This window comes from Bacillus silvicola (assembly GCF_050524305.1).
GTDB lineage: Bacteria > Bacillota > Bacilli > Bacillales > Bacillaceae_G > Bacillus_A > Bacillus_A cereus_AT.
The window spans coordinates 749201-766171 of record NZ_JBNGVC010000013.1; the positions used below are offsets into that span (position 1 = coordinate 749201).

The following is a 16971-nucleotide window of genomic DNA, read 5'->3' on the forward strand; positions in this document are numbered from 1 at the left end:
TTATTTTTAATGAATAATTTTACTTCCTTTTGCGTTCTCAACAAACTTTTCACTCGATTTGTTAATTGGTGTTTTCAGTAATAACGCAGCAATAATCATAACTACTACGAAAACACTTAACACAAGTAAATCTCTTATTACTATATCCCAAAGCATTCCGCCAACTGTTTCACGAATTGCACTAATTGCATATGTGAATGGTAAGAACGGATAAATCGCTTGGAAGAATGGTGGTGTCATTTGAATTGGGAACGTACCACCCGATCCTGCTACTTGTAGTACAAGTAAAATAATCGCCATCGATTTCCCAACGTTTCCGAAAATAGAAACGAGTGAGTATACGATACAAACAAAGACTCCACCGATAAATAAACTAAATAACACAAACCAGAACTTATCGACTACGTACGTACCGAGTAAGAATATATCTCCCATTGATACGATAAACGCTTGTGAAAGACCTATCGTTAAGAATGTTAATAAACGTCCGAAGTAAACTTCATGGCTCTTATAATTTGCGCCCTCTTCATGTACTTCTACCGTTAATAACGAAACCATTAATAATGCGCCTACCCATAATGCAAGCACTGTATAGAATGGTGACATTGCTGAACCGTAGTTCGGCATTGCAAATAATTTATTCTCTTTTAAATTTACTGGATTCGCGAAGTAATCACTTTGCTTTTCAACATCATTCTTTAATAAGCGTATGATGTCTTTTATATCCTCTTCTGATTCAAAATCACGAATTTTATTTGCTAATTCTTTAATCTTTTTCTCAGTAGCTGGCATTTCAGCTTTAATATCTGCAATTTTCTTTTGACCATCTACTAAGCCTTTTGATGAGTCTTCAAGTAATTTTTTCACATCTGGAAGCTTCTTATCTGCCTCGCCTAAAATTTGAGATGTATTTTTAGACATCTCTTTTGTACGAGCAATTGCTGCATTGAAATTTGGAGTGATTTCTGAGTCATACTTAGCTAAAATGTCACCAATTTGGCCCGAAACATTTTTAGACACTTGATTAATACTTTCAATAACATCTGCTGCTGGTTTTTGACCTTTATTAATAGCGTCAATTCCTTTATCAGTTAAATCCATTCCTTTTTGCAAACCATCTTTTGCTTTATTTAACTTAGCAATTGTGCCATTAAGATTTTTATCACTATTCACATCGCCCAAAACTTTATTTGTACTTTCCATAACCGGAATCATATCATTAACTAAATTCCATCCTGCTTTGAACTGTCCATTTAAATCATTTAAGGCTACTTTTGTAGAATCTAATCCATTAACACCTTTGTTACTTAAGTCTTCTCTTGCTTTTTCAAGCTCCGTTTTTAATCTGCTGTAATCATTTACAGCCTTATCATATTTTTCTCTACCATTGTCTAATGCTTCATTTGTTTGGTTTACTAAATCATTTGCTGCTTTTATATCTTGATTTAAATTCCCTCTTAACTGCTGAGCGTCTTCTTTTACATTTTCAGCTGTGTTTTTCAATTGCTCAGCTGTGCTTACTGCTTTTTCGAAATCTGCTACAAATGTCGTATTATAATCTGCTTCTGCTTGATTTACCAAGTTATTTATTGCATCTAACTTTTTATTAGTAGCGTCTCTTACATCTTGTTTCACTTCTTGCCCAGTACCAATAATATTGGCAATATCTTTAACGCCACCATTTGCATTTTCTATAGCTGATTTAAGATTCGTTAATTTATCTATTCGTTTTTGGAAGAAGTCTTTTCCAGAATCAGTTGGTGCAAATTCTTTAAATTTAGTAAAGATATCAATTAAATATGAAACACTATCTGCACGACCTTGAAGATTCTCAGAAACCTTATTAAGGTCTTGTTTCGCTTTTTCCGAATCAAAATTACCATTTTGTAACCCGTTTATAACACCTTGTGCATAAGTTGTTCCGACACGTATCGAACTAAAAACATTATTTACAGTTTGATCAATATTTTTAGCAATATTTTTATACCCCTCACCATTCACTTGCGGTAACGCTGGAATTTCTGGTATTTGTGGTACGTGCGGAATAGTTATATTAGGCAACACTGGGAATTTAGCCGGATCTGGAAGTGTCAGATTAGAATCAAATGATGGATTTTTTAAGAAATCTGTAATTGCTGCCGCACTATCTAAACCTTGTTGCATTACAATTAAATTATTCTTAATAGTTCCTGGAGCACGTTTCAATGTTTCATCATTTCTCGCAAAGAATTTATCTAAATTCCCTAACGCTTCTTGCCCATCATTCATAACACTTTCTACAACTGGTAACTCTTTTTGCGCTACTTTCACAACATCTTCTGCCCGAGTTGCATCATCTAATGCCTTATCCACAAGTGTATTCATTTCTGGGAACTGTGCTTCTAACTTAAAGACAAGATCCTTGACCTTCTCAATACTCGGTAAGTTAGTTTCTAAATCGATTCCAAGGTCATTGAAGATTTTAAAAATCTCACCGTTTGCTGTTTTAACAAAGTTTTTACTAACCTCTTCTGTAAGACCCGATGCACCTTTAGCTGTAATCTTCGGTGCAATGGCATTCACCTTTTCATTTACATAGTAATCAATTTCTGGTTTCTGTGGATTTTCATTCAAGACTGTTGCAATCTTTTCAGAAAAATCTTTTGGAATAGTAATACTTGCGGAATAATCTCCACGCTCTACTCCATAAATTGCTTGCTTTTCATCAACAAACTTCCATCCGAAATTTTTGTCCTTCTTAAGTGAATCTACAATTTCTTCTCCGATGTTAATATCTTTCCCTCTTAAATTTGATCCAACATCTTGGTTAGAAACTGCAATCTGGATTCCTTTCGTATTTCCGTAAGGATCCCAAGAAGCTTTAATGTTAAACCATGCATATAACGATGGTAAAATCATTAACCCTAAAACAATAACAATTGCAGCCCAATGTTTGGCTACATTTCGTAAATCTGTCTTATAAATACGCCAAATTTGTTTCATAAAAGTTATCACCTAATTATATATTTTTCCTTCTTTAGAAAATGATACATACATTTTGCAATTATATCACTTTCTACATCGTGGATTAACCAAAAACGCACTATTTTTCCATTAAATATTTCACCTACTTCATTATATAACGAAGTAGAAAAAGTATGCATACAAAATGACCAAATTAGTTTTACATTCAATAATAACAAATATATAGGAAATGTCATAAAAAATACAAGTATTTTCTCTTGGAAATACTTGTATTCATCAAAAAAATCCTCACAGCTTTTTATTATCTGTGAGGATTTCTTCTATTATATATCTAATTGTACCTCTACACCGAAATGATCTGAAATTACATTTCGATTTGTACCATTAAAAATAACTTTTGAAGAACTAACCATTTTACTTTGATTACTTAATATTAAGTCGATTCTTAAGTTTTGTTTATTTTCATCCCAACCAGCAATCTCACCTTGGACAGTTGTTCCTTCATCCTTCTCCATTGCTAGTTCATATGTGTCGTATAAGCCTTTTTGCATAATGTACTCATAACCCTCTCCTTGCAAACGAGCATTGTTATTAAAATCACCCATTAGGAAGGAAAGTCCATTGCTATTTACACGCTCCATTAAACGATTGACTTGACCTTTGAATGATTCTTCTTCATCATTCCACCAGCCAAGATGGCAAGAATAAAACGTTATATTCTTATCATTATAAGCAATTGTTGCACTTACAATTTTGCGTGTTTTCCAATACGTTGTATCCTTATTTTCTGAGATAAAGAACGTATCTTCCTTTACAATGTTGTGCTTTGTTATAATTGCTAATCCTTCCTCGTACACATCATATCCAATATGAGAGAAATCCCAAATAATATTGTATTCTTTTACATTTAATGCTCTTAACTCTTCTAGCAGTAAAAGTCCAAAATTATCTTTTTTCTTGTTACCGCATACATTTTCAGCTTGTATAGACTGACTTACTTCTTGCAATGCGATCACATCATAATCTTCTTCTTGAATTACTTTAGCAAGATACTTTATTTTTTCAATTTGATTTTCTTCTTGCCAAGAGTGACAATTTAAAGTTAGCAATTTCATATTATTACGCACCTAACATATCTTGAATGTCTGACTTTAATACGTCAGCTTTCGGGCCATATACTGCTTGTACACCTTTATCTTTTACAATAAGTCCTAAAGCACCGTTTTGTTTCCATTGTGCTTCTGGTGCAACAACATCTAAATCTTTTACTGTTACACGTAAACGTGTCATACAAGCATCTACGTCAGCAATATTTTCTTTTCCACCTAATAAATCGATAACTTTTGTTGCTAATGAACCATCTTGTACGTTTCCTGTTCCTTCTGATGACTCATCTTCATTATCAATATAGTTACCCGCACGACCTGGTGTTGGTAAATTGAACTTTTTAATTAAGAAGTTGAATAATGTAAAATTAAGACCGAAGAACACTAATGAAACGATAACGAAATTGATTAAATCTCTTGTTAAACCTGCGTTAACCATCATTGGTGTACGAGTAATTAACTCAATAAATCCAAATGCATGAACACGTAAATGAATTAAATCTGCTAATGCGAATGCAAGTCCTGTTGTAATTGCATATACAACATATAATACTGGTGCAATAAACATGAACATGAATTCAATTGGTTCTGTAACACCTGTTAAGAATACTGCTAATGCTGCTGATAAGAACATTGGTTTATATTTTGCACGCTTATCTTTATCTACGTTACGGAACATCGCGAATGCGATACCCATTAAAGCTGCTGATGAACCAATAACTTGTCCCGCTTTGAAGCGAGCTGGTACGACATTATTTAATAAATCGTTATATGCTTTCGTATCTCCACTTGCTAATAAGTTATTTAAATCTGTAATCCATGCAAGCCACAATGGATCTTGTCCTGCTACGATTTGTCCAACTTTTGAGCCAGTTAACATCGTGTATGTTCCGCCTAGCTCTGTGTAGTTCATCGGAATCGTTAACATATGATGTAATCCAACTGGTAATAATAAACGTTCTAATGTTCCATATACAAATGGCGCAACAACTGGCGCACTATCTTTAGATGCTGCAATCCAACGACCAAATTCATTTAATCCACTTTGGATAAATGGCCATAAAAGTGATAATACAATCGCAGTGACTGTAGACCAAACAATTACAACGAACGGTACGAATCGTTTTCCATTAAAGAATGCTAATGCCTGTGGCAATTTATTATAGTTATAATACTTGTTATATAAAGTAGCTCCTAAGAAACCTGTGATAATCCCTACGAAAACTCCCATGTTTAATGCTGGTGCACCAAGTACAGAAGTAAAGTAATCTTTTACAACTAAATCTCCTGCTAATACTGAAGAAACTGTCGCTTTTGAATCCGCTAACATTTGAGCGTTTACGCCAAATATAGCTCCTGTAATTCTATTGGTTAAGACGAATGCTAATAGTGCTGCAAATGCACCACCTGCGCGATCCTTCGCCCAAGATCCCCCAATTGCTACTGCGAATAAAATGTGTAGATTTGTAATAATTGCCCAACCGATGTCTTCCATTACGCGAGCAATTGTATGAACTGCGTTAATATCCCCAGCAGACATCCCAATTAACTTCCCGATAGAAATCATTAAGCCCGCTGCTGGCATTACAGCTACAACAACTAATAATGCCTTCCCGAACTTTTGCCAAAAATCAAAAGACGTAATTTTCATCTGTTCTTCCTCCCCTTTATTTATAACAACATAATGATTTAAATTATAATTTCTGTTTCTCTTATGAAAACGATTCCTTATATCCTATTTTTTTATTGCGCAACCGTTTTCATAAATCTATTTTAATAAAAGCGTTTTCACATTGCAATAGAAATTTATTTTTTTTCATAAAAAAAGATGCTCAAAGAGCATCCTTTTTTATTATAAAATGCGATAAACCCTTGTTTCATAAGGTTTTAACGTGATTGAAGTTACTTGTTCATTTTCCGTAACTTCATAGTTATTTAAAAGCAAACGTTTGCGTTCTAGTGCAAATAAAGGCTCGTTATACACAGCTTCCTCTTTTGAGATATTACTAATTACAATGACTTTTTCATCCTGTAACGTACGTGTATACGCATAAATTTGTGGATCGTCCTCTAAAAGTAAATCGTACGTACCATAATTCAATACATCGTGCTCTTTTTTCAAGGCAATCATTTTTTTATAGAAATTGAAAATAGACTTTTCGTCATTTTTTTGCTTTTCAACATTAATTTCTTTGTAATTTGGATTCATGCCAAACCAAGGTGCACTTGTTGTGAAACCAGCATTCATCTCATCGTTCCACTGCATAGGTGTACGTGAATTATCACGGCAAGAAGCCCATATAATTTCCATCATATCTTGATGTGATACGCCCTCTGCAATTTTCTCTCGATATAAATTTTTAATTGCTACATCATCGTAATCTTCAATATTTGGTAACTGAACATTTGTCATACCAATTTCTTGTCCTTGATAAATAAACGGTGTACCGTGCATAAAGAAATACATCGCTCCTAGAGCTGTTGCACTTTCACGCCAATATTGTTTATCATCTCCCCACGTTGAAACGATACGTGGCTTATCGTGATTCTCGATATATAAAGCATTCCATCCCTTATTTTCTAATCCTTTTTGCCATTTCGTTAATACCTTTTTCAATCCCACAACATCAAGGTCTTTCTTCTTTTCTGCATCCCATAAGCTTAAATGTTCAAACTGGAATACCATATTGAATTTACCTTGCTCTTCTCCAACCCAAAGCTCAGCATCTTCAATCTTAACGCCATTAGCTTCACCAACAGTCATAATATCGTATTTAGAAAATGTGTTTTCTTTTAACTCTTCTAATAAAGGTTGAATACCGTCCACATTCATATGTTTATCAAAAGATGGTACATATTTTAATTCTTTTGGATTTGGCATATCCTTGAAGCCATCTTCTTTTTTAATATGACTAATTGCATCAACACGGAAACCATCAATCCCTTTATCAAGCCACCAATTAACTGTATCATATAACACTTCACGAACTTCTTTATTCTCCCAGTTTAAATCTGGTTGTTTACGTGAGAATAAATGTAAATAATATTGTTCTGTTACTTCATCATACTCCCATGCCGAACCATTAAAAATACTTTCCCAGTTGTTTGGTTCTACGCCGTCTTTACCATCATGCCAAATGTACCAATCACGCTTCGGATTGTCTTTAGATGAACGAGATTCAATAAACCATGGATGTTCATCACTCGTATGATTAATAACTAAATCAATAATAAGTTTCATGTCACGCTTATGAACTTCATCTAGTAAAGCATCAAAATCTGCCATTGTACCAAACTCATCCATAATATCTTGATAATCACTAATATCATAACCATTATCATCATTAGGCGACTTATACATTGGACAAATCCAAATTACATCTATACCTAAATCTTTTAAATAATCCAGCTTTGCAATAATACCTTGTAAATCTCCAATACCATCACCATTCGAATCCATAAAGCTTCGTGGATAAATTTGATAAGCAACTGCTTCTTTCCACCATGTTTTCTTCATAATAACTCTCTCCTTTTGCATCTCGATTTTTTATGCAAACGTTTTCGTAACACTATCATAACAAAATATGGAGAGTTTGCAACGAGAATTTTTCACACTACTATTAAATATCTACATTCCATTACGAAATCATCCCCTATTTCATTGTGATCGCATAAGTTTTATTACTATCAGACTTGATTAGCTTACTTTCCAAAATATAAAGTGTGAGTCTTCACTTTCCACTTATCTTCTTTGCTTTCACTAGATTTTGAAGTACGAGTATCATTATCGGTTAATGTAAAATTCTTACTTTTCACATTAACCGATTGCGTATCTGATTGAATTCAAAAAAGATGATTCCTGTTTGCATACAGAGATCACCTTCTTAAAGTTACATTATTTGTTTAGTACCCTTTAAAAGGGTGACATTTCAACTTCCTTCTCCAAACCAATTCATTTCATTACCTATATAATTTAATTGCCCTGCTTCCTCTTCTTTCTTCTTCTCATATAAACAGAAAGTAAGAGTACAACTAAAATAAAGATTGGAACGGCCATCATCCAATCTTTGGACGTAGATGGTTTTGAAATCATTTCTTTTTCTTTTACTTCATAAGGAATTCGATGCCCTCTAATTAACAAACGATGTGTATTCACACCATAAGGAGTACATGTAATTAAAGTAGCGTAATCCTTATTTTCCACAATTAATAAATCATCTACTTCATGCGGCAATACAACTTTAATTTGATCTACTTTATAAGCGAGGACCTTATCTAGTGAATAAATATAAAAAACATCCGATTCCTTCATTTTATCTAAATCAGTAAATAATACTGCAGAAGGTAAACCTCGATGCCCCGTTAAAACAGTGTGTGTGCTTGTTCCACCTACTGGCAATGAAGACTTATCTAAATGACCTACACCGCGACTCAAAGCTGCCTCCGAAGTCCCTTGATAGATTGGAAGCTTCACATTAATCTGAGGTATCTCAATATACCCCATTGTATCGCCTAGATTTAAAGCATCTGCATAAGAATTTTGATCATCTTTTTGTTGCTCAGCAAATGGATCTGCAAATGTTTGCCCAGAGCTTTGAACTTGCTTATTATACTCATCCGCCTCTTTTTCTCGACGTTCGAGCTCTTTCTTTTGAAGGGACTTTACAGCTTTATCATAGGAACTAACTTGAGAATAATGTGTTCTTGTCGCGAACCAATCGCTTACAGTTGGATACAAAAATATACCCATTCCTAATAAAAAAATGCATCCAAAAACGATATTTTGTTTCATAGTACCCCCCTTTAAGTATTTAAAAATATTAAAAAGAGGAAAGCTATTCGCTTCTCCTCTTTTTATGCTATATCATTATCATTTTCTAAAACCTTAATTTTTCGCTGTATTTCTTCTGAAGAAAACAAATGCTGCTACAGCCATCAATACAAGACCTACTACAGTAAATAGCATTGTTCCCATACCACCTGTTGAAGGAAGTACCCAACCACTTTTATTATTCTCTACATTTAATTTAATAGTTTGGTGATCCGCATTAATTGTTACATCAATTGGATCTCTTAATTTTTGATAAGAAGCTTTTGTACCATCTTCTTTTTCATAAGTCGGTGCTTTCGTTTCAACTACTTGGTAGTCCCCGTATGGAAGGTTATTCCATGTAATAATACCATTTTCATCAGATACACCTTTTACTTCTTGCTTTCCTACTACTACCACATTACCTTTTTTATCTTGTAATTCGAATTCTGCACCTTGTAATTTCTTATTATCAGCACCATCAACTTTCGTCAACTCAATGCTACCAGTTGTTGGGACAACAATTACCGGCTTAGATTCTTTTTGATCTTTTACATTATTATTATTTTCAAAATCGATTGCCGCTGTATTTGGAATTTCCGTTCCAGCTGCTACGTCTTCTTTAATCTGTGATTTAATTTGTAAATGCAACTCTTTTTTCCCATTTAATTTTGAGAAATCTTTCACAGTCGCTGTTACTTTTTGACCTTCTACAACTACTTCTACCACACTTGAATCTACTTCTACACCATCGATGTACACAACTGGTTTTCCTTGAATTACTAATCGATTATCTAACGTATCTGTTACAACATACTGTTTATAGTCTTTAATATCTTCTGGAATTAATGTTTTAATATCATAGTTATAATCTGTTTGTGTATTAATTGGTAAGAACTCTAAATCTTTATTAATCTTTTTGTCAATCGTTGGCTCTTCATAGTTCTTTACTTCCACAGTCTCTACTTTACCAGATGTAATTGAACCATCTTTATTAAGAGTACCTGATTCAGTAATTGAGAATTCATGTTTTGTTGGATCTGTAACATAACCTTTTGGTGCTTCTTTCTCTTGGAAATAATACTTGCCATACTCTAAACCTTCTACACGAATTTTACCATCTGTACCTGTTACTAACTTTTCTTCAACTACTTTACCATCCTCTGTATATAAAGAGAATTTTACACCTGGAAGTACTTTACCTTTCGCGCCTATTTTTGTTAGTTCTACTGCTCCACGTTTGATTTCATTCTTTGGATACATGTGAACATCGTAGTTTAGCACATCGCCCGTTTTACTTGTCATTGGAATGTCAACTGTATACGTATTTGGATTTAAGTTAACATGCTCTGGTCCAGCAACTTCTTTTACTTCATAACGTCCTAACGGTAAATCTGTAAATACTGCCTCACCTTTATCAGTTGTTGTCATTTTGATTGACTTTGCGTTTGTTACAGGCTTTACATCTTCCTTTGCAATCTTTCCATCATTTGAAATCTTTTCGAATGATGCAATTTGTTTAATTTCAAATGTTACACCTTTTAATGGATTAACATCTTCAGGTAAAGTTTGATTCGCAGAACCATCACCTTCTACACCTTGCTCCCCATTTTTTTCTTGTTCGTACTTATGAATCGTTAAAGAACCTGTATTTTTTGATGCTGCACTCACAAACATACTAGGCAACATAGAAAACGTTAATGCAAAAATTAAAAGCATACTGAAAATCTTTTTCATATTATTCTTCCTCACTATCTCTATAAATTTTTCAATTTAAAACTCTATTACTTATTCCTTTTATTTCGAACATATAAGAACACAACTAGTAACATTAAAATCCCACCGATGGAATAGAAAATGCCTGTTCCTATACCTCCCGTTTTCGGGATTTCCCACTGACTCTTTTGATTTTCTATTGTTATTTTGTGTACTGATGATCCGACTTCTACTGTAATTGGCTCTTTCAGAAGCATATAACCATCTGGGGCATGTACTTCTTTAATTGTATATTTTCCGAACAGTAATGGATTAGAAACTGCCTTACCATTTTCATCTGTTGTTAATTTCCCAATCTCTTTACCATCTTTGTCTAAAATCTGAAACACAGCATTTTTTAATTTCAGATTGACATCTGTAGCATCGACCTTCGTAATTTCAATTACACCTTTTTCTAACAATTCATTTTCAACGGTCTTCTCTATCGGCGTTTTTGTGTCTTTCGTTATTTCAAAGTCGTATGATTTATTATCTAGTTTATAACCTTCTGGAGCTTCGACTTCAACTAGCTTATATTCACCAATTGGTAAATCCATTGCCTTAGCTTTTCCATCTTCACCCGATGTAATTGTTTGAATGACATGATTATCTTTATCTCGGACTTCGAAAACAGCACCTTTTAATGGAATGTTGCTGCCTTTTTCTACTTTCGTAACTTCTAACTCTCCAGCACCAACTATATCTTCAACTAGTCCAGCATCAATTGTCATATTATGTTCATCTTCACCAAGTTTGATCATTTCTGAATATCCATCTTTATCAACATTCGAATCAATTCTTTCATCGTTACCAACGTTTTTGTTTGTCCATTTGTAACCATCTGGCAACTTAAATCTCACTTGGTATTCACCCGGATCTAAATTTACAAACTTGTAATAACCAGGATTTCCTTTTTTGTCATTACCAGTTCTCGTCATACTAATAACTTTTCCATCTTTATCTAACAATTCTACGATTACACCATTCACACCAGTGTTTCCGTCGTTTTGAATACCATCTTTGTTTTTATCTAGCCAGACGTAATCTCCTAACGAACTCTTTTTCGAGGCATGTAACTGTACACCCACTCTGTTTGGCTCTGCTGGCTGAATCCAATTTCCTGTTACATCATTTATCGCACTATATCCAAATGAATTCCATGCAATTCCCGCCGAAGCATCTAGATCAACAGGTGCACGCATTGACCATTCTAGTGTCGCTGCTTCGCCTGGATATACAAGCTTATTCTTATCAAATTCAAATTTAACTGCCGTTACCTTTGTTAAATCCGCCGGTGGCTCTAAAGACCAATTCGGATCATTTGCACCATCCGGGTTCACAAAAGCATCATTTCCTTGAATTAAATCATCACGCTTAGGTTTTGAAACAGTCGTATAATAAATCTTAATAAAGTCACCGTCAGTAAGTTGAATTGGCGATGTTAAGTATGGAGTCCATTTACTACCACGCTCTTGTGAATGATTCTTCGTTTGTAAAACTGACTGGTCACCCTCTGCAGGGAATATATCAATTAAAACACCATTCCTAACCGCTACAGTCCCACCATTCTCGATTTTCAAACGATACTTCACTTCTCCACCTGGTACTGTCGTTGCTACTTCTGGTGAACCCTTCCAGCTATCGTCTAGTTCACCTTTTACATATTTAATTGATTTTAAAGATTGCTCTTCTTCAATCTCAATAGCATCTTGACTTTCAATAATTGGGTCATTTATATCACCATCACCATCAAGATCATTTTCATCTTTTCTTGTTGGCTGTCCCCACTTATCTGCAGATGTAATTGTTGAGATATTAGACATTAAGCCTGCCTTATTATAGTACTTTCCTGCCATCGCAAAGTTATTAACCTTTACTTTAAACTTAACAGTCACAGCGTCTCTCGGTGAAACGTCTAATTCAGAGAAAGTCCATCGTAAAAGGGTTCTCCCTTTTTCTTTATAATCTGGAATGGCTTCCACCTTTACTTTTTTTGCATCATAAGGTTTTCTATCCCATTCATCTTTAACGATACTAAATGTCTCCGAGCCTGGAACATATTCTAATCCCTTTGGCAACCAATCTACAATTATTGGCTGCTTTAAAGGCGTAGAACTCCAATCAACTTTACCAGTTAATTCAAATTCCACTTCTTCCCCCTTGATATACTTTTCTCCAGGCTTCGTTAACGCCTTTTTCTTAAAAGTAACCTTTGATTCGGGATTTTCTTTTACTTTTACTTGCGCTGTTGCTTCTTTTATATAGTTTTTTCCATCAATATCATATGAAATATGTGCTGTATTTTTCAAAATACCTTCTTTAAAGTTCGGATCATCCACTTTAAACATTAACCATGCTCCATAACTCATTTTAAAATCTGCAGGCACTTTACCAAATTCATATCGGATTCCGGTTACTTTGTCACCTTCAACTAATGATAAAGAAGAAACATCTAACCATTCTCCGTTCGTATTACCACGAATCATTTTCCATTCTTTCCACTCTGGATTATTCTTCGTTTTGTATAAAATCTTATATTCACTTACACCTGAAAATGCACCTGTATGCATTCTCGTAAAATGTAGTTGCTCATCAAAACGGTCATCTTGAAGCACAAAATTATCAATTTCCTTAGAATATTGATTCTGAATATTAGATATTGAAAAAGCAATTTCTTCTTCTTTACTGTACTCAGACTTTTGGGCAGCCTTCCTCAGCTCTGAAAAAGCTTGCTCTGGAGGAATAACAGGAGGTTTTTTATTTGATACTTCAACATACGCATGTGTTTGCTTTGTTAATTCTTCTTCCCCTTTTGGCTTTAGTTTTGCCTCAACTCTATTTAGAACTTGTTGATTTTGATCTTCACCAAAATTCCCCTCAGGGAACTTAACCTTAACTTTAACAACTTTCTCGCCTTCTACATTTTTCAAATCCCATACGACTGTATGTGAATTTGCATCATATTTCCCGTTATCACTAGCTGAAATAAACTGCGCTTCTTTCGGTAGTATGTCTTTTATTGAAAGCGAATCAAGTGTAGTAGGCCCACTAACATGTTGAGCACGAATCGTGTATTCGACTTCTTCTCCTGGCTTAATCGTCCACTTATTAGGAGTTTTACGCATTTCCCACTCTGGTTTCTTAGGTGGTTCAGGCGGAACTTCTTTTTCATATGCTACAACCGTTACTTCATTAGAAGTTTTGCCTCCTTGATCAGATACAAAATCCGCTACAGCTGTAGCTTTCGTTCCATTTTTTGTTCCTTTAGGAAACTTCACTGTAATAGGGACTGCTTTAGAATCTCCATTGGGAAGGGGCTCTTTAAAGGTATAAATAACTGAATGCGTTTCTTTATCGTATACTGCATCCGTACCACTAATTTTCCCATGTCTTACGTACTCAACTTCAGGTGGTAGTTTGACAATGACTTTTGCATCTTTATGCCCACCTTCTAAACCAAATGTACTTAAATCAAGTTGATATACAAAATCTTTATCTACATCTTTTTGCGAGCCATCTCCGCCCTCAACCGAAAGCTTTAAACTGACATTCGCTTCTTTGTCATATGTTTCTGCTGCTACAATATGTATAAATGGCTGTACAAGAATTTGCATTACCATTAAACAAATGACAAATATACTAATCTGTTTACTCTTCATACTCACACCTCTCTATTAATCTCCTTAACAACAAGGAGCTTCGCTATTTTTTCGAATACCATCCGCTTTCAGCTTAAGAACAATAAAGTGTGCCATCTTAAAACAAAACATCTTATTATCTGATAATTTGGCAAATAAAAAAGGATTGTCGGGTTGCAAATTGTATTTGCAACCCGACAATCCTAGTAATAAGATTTATTACCTTAGACTCAAAGCTTTGCGACCTATTCTTTCAAATAGTGTGCCAAGATATTCCAATATTACTATTCTATAAAAAAAATAAAAATTTATCCACTATATTTTTTTATTTCACATAATAATCCTCAAAAAAACTTCCAATAAACCAGCATACATCATACTTCTAAAATTTAAAATAACAATGCTCCTTCTCAATATAAAGCTATGCTACATATACATTATTGCTCTATCTCTTTTACATTACACTTAGCATACAATTCAAACACCCTTAAATAATTTTTTCATATATATATTATAGTAAAAATAATCTTCTATAAAAAAGGAGCCATACTATGAAGCAGACAAAATTAACAGGTCGTATCGTTGTTCCCTCAGATCCTGACTACGACGTAGCTCGAATAAATTTAAATTTAAGTATTCCAAAACTCCCTTGTATTATTGTTTTTTGCCAAAATAAAAAGGATGTGTATAACGCCTTAAAATGGGCACGTGAACGTCATATACCATTTCGCTTAAGAAGCGGACGTCATAGTTACGAAAATTTCTCCCTTTTAAATGGCGGACTTATTATTGATGTAAGTGAAATGAATAGAATTACTGTTCATACAGAGAAATTGACAGCAACAATTGAGGCTGGTGCAAATCTAGGCACCGTTTATAAGAAGCTTTGGAAACATGGCGTTACAATACCGGCTGGTACAAGTGCAAGCGTTGGAATTGTTGGATTAACACTTGGCGGTGGCATCGGTATGCTTTCACGCTTATTTGGGTTAACATGTGATCAATTAGTAGAAGTTGAAATGGTACAAGCATGTGGAAAGTTTGGTGCAAAAACCATTCGTGCAAATGAAAAGGAAAACCCTAACCTGTTTTGGGCATGCCAGGGTGGTGGCGGTGGAAATTTTGGGATTGTTACTTCCTTAACGTTTCGAGTACATCCTATACAAAACGTGTCGATATTCTCACTTACATGGGAATGGAAAGACTTTATTGCTGCATTTCAAGCTTGGCAAAACTGGGCCCCTTATATAGATGAACGTCTCACTTCATCTATCGAATTATTCTCCAAACAAAGAAATAAGATTGAGGTGAAAGGTGAATTTGTTGGCTCTCCCTCTGAACTCCATTCCCTATTATCTCCTCTTCTTGAAACTGGTACCCCCTCTCTCTTTATAGATGAAGTTCCTTATATAAAGGCTGTTGAATTTTTTAACAGTGGTAACATCCCTGAAAACTTCAAGCGGTCCGGTTCCTATGTATATAAACCTATCCCTCTTAAAGGCATTCAAATCATGCAATATTTTCTTTCTCATGCACCAAATAAAGATGCGAGCATTTGGCACCAATCGCTCGTAGGTGCTGTGGAAAATATTTCGCCTACTGAAACAGCTTATTTCCATCGCAAAGCAATTATTGTACAAGAATACATTACTTCTTGGAAATGCGATGATGAAGAAAATCAAAATATACGCTGGGTTAAAGATTTAAGAGAAAGCTTAGATCCTTATACGCTAGGTGATTATGTCAATTGGCCCGATATCGACATTAAAAATTGGCAAACTAGTTATTATGGATCTAACTTTCACAGATTACGTAAAGTGAAAACCATATATGATCCTTGCAATGTTTTTCGTTTTCAACAAAGTATCCCACCCTTTCATACGTAAAAAAGGGGATAAAATAAAAAATCATCCAATATGCCGTTACCTCGCAGCATGTTGGATGATTCAAGTTGATTTTCTATATCGTTTCAAATTATTGCTCCTACTCATAAACTTTCAGTTACGGATTAATTGTATTTCTCATCATTTTTATGCAATGAATGTAATTTAATATTTGGTACTTTATCTTTTTCAATACCGCTATTATAAGCAACAGGAATTTGAAATTCGAATTGCTTTGTCTCATGTTTTTGTAAATAGACTGGTTTCGGTACTGGATAACTTTTGGAATTCTCTTTTGCATTATCATATAAAACAACTTTTAATGCTTGTGAATGATTACGATAATTTTTTAAAGTAACAATACACTTTTGTTCAATATCCTCTCCATTTTTCTCTATTCTACACTGACTATCTTCTTTTTTATATTCTATCGCCTCTACCCCTGTTTTTCCTGCGTAGTACCACGTTTTATTCAATGTCTGAAGGATGTTATTTAGCATAAACGGCATCATTAAAATCAAAATACTAATGCCTACTACTTTTATCTTATTCATTGTTCTAAATGTACTAGATTTCTTTTTTACTAGCCATTTTACAAATAATATAAATGCGATTACATGTAGTACGAAAGAAACGATTAATATATTTGAGACTTTATAATCCATATAAATATATGTATGTACCGGAACCTTATAGAAATTGAATAGTTTTTCCCCAATTAATTCATTATCGTTTGGAATTTTTAATAATAACAAAACCCCTATACTGTAACAAATAGCTACTAATCGATCATACTCAATTCGGACCATTCTTTC

9 protein-coding genes and 1 riboswitch are annotated in these 16971 nt (G+C 34.2%); of the genes, 1 reads left to right on the top strand and 8 read right to left on the bottom strand.

Annotated elements, in window-relative coordinates; genetic code table 11:
- Positions 1–6: 6 nt before the first annotated feature.
- The 7 genes from ACP6L7_RS25965 to ACP6L7_RS25995 form a co-directional block, all read right to left on the bottom strand.
- Positions 7–2982, bottom strand: coding sequence for a YhgE/Pip domain-containing protein (locus ACP6L7_RS25965; RefSeq protein ID WP_097828946.1), 2976 nt, complete (start codon positions 2980–2982; stop codon positions 7–9).
- A gap of 305 nt (positions 2983–3287) precedes the next feature.
- A complete protein-coding gene (locus ACP6L7_RS25970; RefSeq protein ID WP_097828948.1) occupies positions 3288–4079 on the bottom strand; it encodes an endonuclease/exonuclease/phosphatase family protein in 792 nt (263 codons plus the stop codon).
- A 4-nt stretch (positions 4080–4083) separates the two neighbouring features.
- Positions 4084–5721, bottom strand: coding sequence for a PTS transporter subunit IIBC (locus tag ACP6L7_RS25975; RefSeq protein ID WP_430529485.1), 1638 nt, complete (start codon positions 5719–5721; stop codon positions 4084–4086).
- Between the two features lie 201 nt (positions 5722–5922).
- Complete coding sequence (locus ACP6L7_RS25980) at positions 5923–7587, bottom strand: glycoside hydrolase family 13 protein (protein ID WP_097828950.1); 1665 nt, start codon at positions 7585–7587, stop codon at positions 5923–5925.
- A 456-nt stretch (positions 7588–8043) separates the two neighbouring features.
- Positions 8044–8862, bottom strand: coding sequence for a class C sortase (locus tag ACP6L7_RS25985; protein ID WP_430529486.1), 819 nt, complete (start codon positions 8860–8862; stop codon positions 8044–8046).
- Positions 8863–8955: 93 nt separating this feature from the next.
- Complete coding sequence (locus ACP6L7_RS25990; protein ID WP_097828952.1) at positions 8956–10617, bottom strand: SpaH/EbpB family LPXTG-anchored major pilin; 1662 nt, start codon at positions 10615–10617, stop codon at positions 8956–8958.
- 47 nt (positions 10618–10664) lie between these two features.
- Positions 10665–14294 (bottom strand): SpaA isopeptide-forming pilin-related protein, encoded by a 3630-nt coding sequence (locus tag ACP6L7_RS25995; protein ID WP_097828953.1) that lies wholly within the window; start codon positions 14292–14294, stop codon positions 10665–10667.
- A gap of 164 nt (positions 14295–14458) precedes the next feature.
- Positions 14459–14550, bottom strand: a riboswitch (cyclic di-GMP riboswitch).
- Positions 14551–14824: 274 nt separating this feature from the next.
- Between ACP6L7_RS25995 and ACP6L7_RS26000 the strand changes: the two genes are divergently transcribed.
- Entirely contained in the window at positions 14825–16159 is a 1335-nt protein-coding gene (locus ACP6L7_RS26000) for an FAD-binding oxidoreductase (RefSeq protein ID WP_097828954.1), read from the top strand.
- A gap of 122 nt (positions 16160–16281) precedes the next feature.
- Here ACP6L7_RS26000 and ACP6L7_RS26005 read toward each other — a convergent pair whose 3' ends face one another.
- The gene (locus tag ACP6L7_RS26005) at positions 16282–16965 is read right to left on the bottom strand and encodes an ABC transporter permease (RefSeq protein ID WP_097828955.1); all 684 of its coding nucleotides are present in this window, start codon (positions 16963–16965) and stop codon (positions 16282–16284) included.
- Between the last annotated feature and the right edge of the window lie 6 nt (positions 16966–16971).

What these genes read in the sequence shown, in the direction of transcription:
- ACP6L7_RS25965 (WP_097828946.1), bottom strand. Translation starts at nt 2,982, where the DNA reads ATGAAACAAATTTGGCGTATTTATAAGACAGATTTACGAAATGTAGCC.
- ACP6L7_RS25980 (WP_097828950.1), bottom strand. Translation starts at nt 7,587, where the DNA reads ATGAAGAAAACATGGTGGAAAGAAGCAGTTGCTTATCAAATTTATCCA.
- ACP6L7_RS26005 (WP_097828955.1), bottom strand. Translation starts at nt 16,965, where the DNA reads ATGGTCCGAATTGAGTATGATCGATTAGTAGCTATTTGTTACAGTATA.
- ACP6L7_RS25990 (WP_097828952.1), bottom strand. Translation starts at nt 10,617, where the DNA reads ATGAAAAAGATTTTCAGTATGCTTTTAATTTTTGCATTAACGTTTTCT.
- ACP6L7_RS25985 (WP_430529486.1), bottom strand. Translation starts at nt 8,862, where the DNA reads ATGAAACAAAATATCGTTTTTGGATGCATTTTTTTATTAGGAATGGGT.
- ACP6L7_RS25975 (WP_430529485.1), bottom strand. Translation starts at nt 5,721, where the DNA reads ATGAAAATTACGTCTTTTGATTTTTGGCAAAAGTTCGGGAAGGCATTA.
- ACP6L7_RS25970 (WP_097828948.1), bottom strand. Translation starts at nt 4,079, where the DNA reads ATGAAATTGCTAACTTTAAATTGTCACTCTTGGCAAGAAGAAAATCAA.
- ACP6L7_RS25995 (WP_097828953.1), bottom strand. Translation starts at nt 14,294, where the DNA reads ATGAAGAGTAAACAGATTAGTATATTTGTCATTTGTTTAATGGTAATG.
- ACP6L7_RS26000 (WP_097828954.1), top strand. Translation starts at nt 14,825, where the DNA reads ATGAAGCAGACAAAATTAACAGGTCGTATCGTTGTTCCCTCAGATCCT.